The sequence below is a fragment of the Nitratidesulfovibrio oxamicus genome (genome assembly GCF_015731765.1).
Lineage (GTDB): Bacteria > Desulfobacterota > Desulfovibrionia > Desulfovibrionales > Desulfovibrionaceae > Cupidesulfovibrio > Cupidesulfovibrio oxamicus.
The window spans coordinates 1-2,170 of sequence record NZ_VRYY01000418.1; the positions used below are offsets into that span (position 1 = coordinate 1).

2 protein-coding genes, 1 other RNA gene and 1 pseudogene are annotated in these 2,170 nt (G+C 65.2%); all 4 read right to left on the reverse strand.

Translation table 11 applies throughout. From position 1 onward, the window contains the following. A pseudogene (locus FVW20_RS19775) lies at positions 1 to 162 on the reverse strand (bifunctional 2-C-methyl-D-erythritol 4-phosphate cytidylyltransferase/2-C-methyl-D-erythritol 2,4-cyclodiphosphate synthase); the annotation flags it as partial. A gap of 309 nt (positions 163 to 471) precedes the next feature. Further along, positions 472 to 835: RNase P RNA component class A (gene rnpB / locus FVW20_RS13150), an RNA gene on the reverse strand. A 26-nt stretch (positions 836 to 861) separates the two neighbouring features. Continuing rightward, entirely contained in the window at positions 862 to 1,611 is a 750-nt protein-coding gene (locus FVW20_RS13155; RefSeq protein WP_196609971.1) for a zinc ribbon domain-containing protein, read from the reverse strand. A gap of 18 nt (positions 1,612 to 1,629) precedes the next feature. Beyond that, on the reverse strand, positions 1,630 to 2,170 hold a 541-nt coding region (locus FVW20_RS13160; RefSeq protein ID WP_196609972.1), incomplete at its 5' end, for a Nif3-like dinuclear metal center hexameric protein.

Genomic DNA, 2,170 nt, shown 5'->3' on the forward strand with positions numbered 1-2,170 from the left:
GAAGACCAGCCCGCGCACCCGCGCCACCGTCGCGAACGTGCGCGCCGAACGCCAGTACAACGGCGCCCCCCGGTGCGGGATGAACTGCTTGGCCGTGGACAGCCCGGCCGCAGCCAGCCGGGTGCCGCTGCCCGCCGCGAGAACAATGGCCCATGCGTGCATGTACGGTCCTTTGAAGATCAAGAAGATTTGGGAGGGAAAGATACGGGGGGAAGGGGGCTTTGCGCTTTGCGGTCGCCATCTGTAAGCCTCACGCTTCGCGCTCGGCTAACAGCTGCCGCAAAGCCCCCTGATTCGTACCCTCACCACACGTACTTTTCAATCAGGGTAGGGTACTCGATTGGCAGTATGCGCCTTGCCCTGCGCCCGTTATGTTTACGGTAAAAACAACCCCCCAATGGAAAAGCTTGGGGGGAGGGGTTCGGGGAGGGGACCCTTTGCAAAGGGTCCCCTCCCCGATCAAAAGCAAGATTCGGGAGTCGGACTGTAAGCCGGGTTCTGTACCCTTGCGGGTGGCTGTCATTCCTCTAGGAGCGCCGTTACCGACGCCCTCAAGCAACCGACCCGGAAGCATGGGCCGGGCAGGCCTCGTGCGCTTCCCTATTTGGTCTTGCTCCGGACGGGGGTTACCGAGCCTGGTGCGTCACCGCGCCAGCTGGTGGGCTCTTACCCCACCGTTTCACCCTTACCCGGCAGGCGAACCTGCCGGGCGGTCTGCTTTCTGTGGCCCTGTCCGACGATCGCTCGTCCTGGGGGTTACCCAGCGTCCTGCCCTGCGGAGCCCGGACTTTCCTCCCCGGGCCTTGCGGCCCGCGGCGACAGCCCGTCCGGCTCCCGAAAATGGATGCGCGGTGGTCCGACCTATTCGGAGGCCGGGGTTTCCACGCAGAAGTGTTCGCTCCAGTAGATGAGGCGCTGGCAGTTGGGGCAGCTGAGGATCTGGGTGCCCTTCTGCAGTTCGATGTAGCTCTGCGGCGGGATGGAGATATGGCAGCCGGAGCACACGCCCTTGTCCACGGGCACGATGACCGGGTTTTCCAGCCGCTGGCGGATGAATTCGTAGCGGCTCAGCACGGGCGCGGGCACTTCCCTTCCTGCGGCGTTGCGCTGCGATTCCAGGTCGGAAAGGCCCGCACCGGCTTCGGCCAGGCGTGCTTCAAGGCTGGCCTTCTTGGTTTCCAGGTCGGCCTTGAGGGTGGTGTAGCGCTCGTCCATCTCCGCCATGGATTCGGTCTGGCGCTGCAACTCTTCGGCCAGGGCCAGCTTTTCTTCCTCGCGCGAGCGGTTCATTTTTTCCATGTTGTCCATTTCTCGCATCATGGCGTGGTATTCCTTGGTGTTACCCACGAGCATGAGCTTGGACTTGCTCTTCTTGATGCGCAGGGAATCGTCCTCGATCTCGGTGCCGAGGCGCTTTTCCTGGTCCTTGAGGTGGGTGAGCTTGTCGAGGAGGCGGTTGCGCTGTTCCTCGAGGGCGTCGAAGCGCTGCTGCAGCCCTTCCACTTCCTGCGGCGCGTTCTTCAGTTCCGCCTTGATGCCGTAGATGTGGTCGTCCACCTTCTGCAGGGCGACAAGCTGTTCGATCTGCTTGAGATACAGGCTCAACGTCATATCCTCCTGAAATGCGGGTTAGGCCGGATGTTCCGGAACGCGGCCGCCGTCCGTGCCCGTGGGGGGGACGGGCAGGTGCAGCCGCAGTGGATCGCTGGATGGCAGGAAATGCACGGGCAGGCCGGGCAGCGCGGTGCGCAGCCCGTTGGCGAAGCGGCGCATCATTTCCTCTTCAAGGGCAAAGTGCCCCACGTCGAGCAGGCAGCCTCGGGCTTCCAGCGCGGTGTGGTACTTCACGTCGCCGGTGACGAACACGTCGGCGCCACGGGCAAAGGCGGCATCGGCCAGCGAACTGCCGGAGCCGGTGCAGTAGCCCACCCGCCGCACCACGGCGGGGGCGGGGCCGCTGACGTGGCAGTGGGCGCGCCCGGCAAGGTCGTGCAGGCGCCGGACGAAGGCCGGAAATTCAAGGGGCTCGGGCAGGTCGCCCACCAGGCCGAAGCCGAAGACCCGCGCCGGCAGTTCCGGTTCGGCGGGCAGGAAGGCAGGCGCGGCGTGTTGCGGGGCATCCGCAAGAATGGCCGCGCGGATGGCGGGCCAGGCGGCGGCCTCGCAACTG

What these genes read in the sequence shown, in the direction of transcription:
- FVW20_RS13155 (WP_196609971.1), bottom strand. Translation starts at nt 1,611, where the DNA reads ATGACGTTGAGCCTGTATCTCAAGCAGATCGAACAGCTTGTCGCCCTG.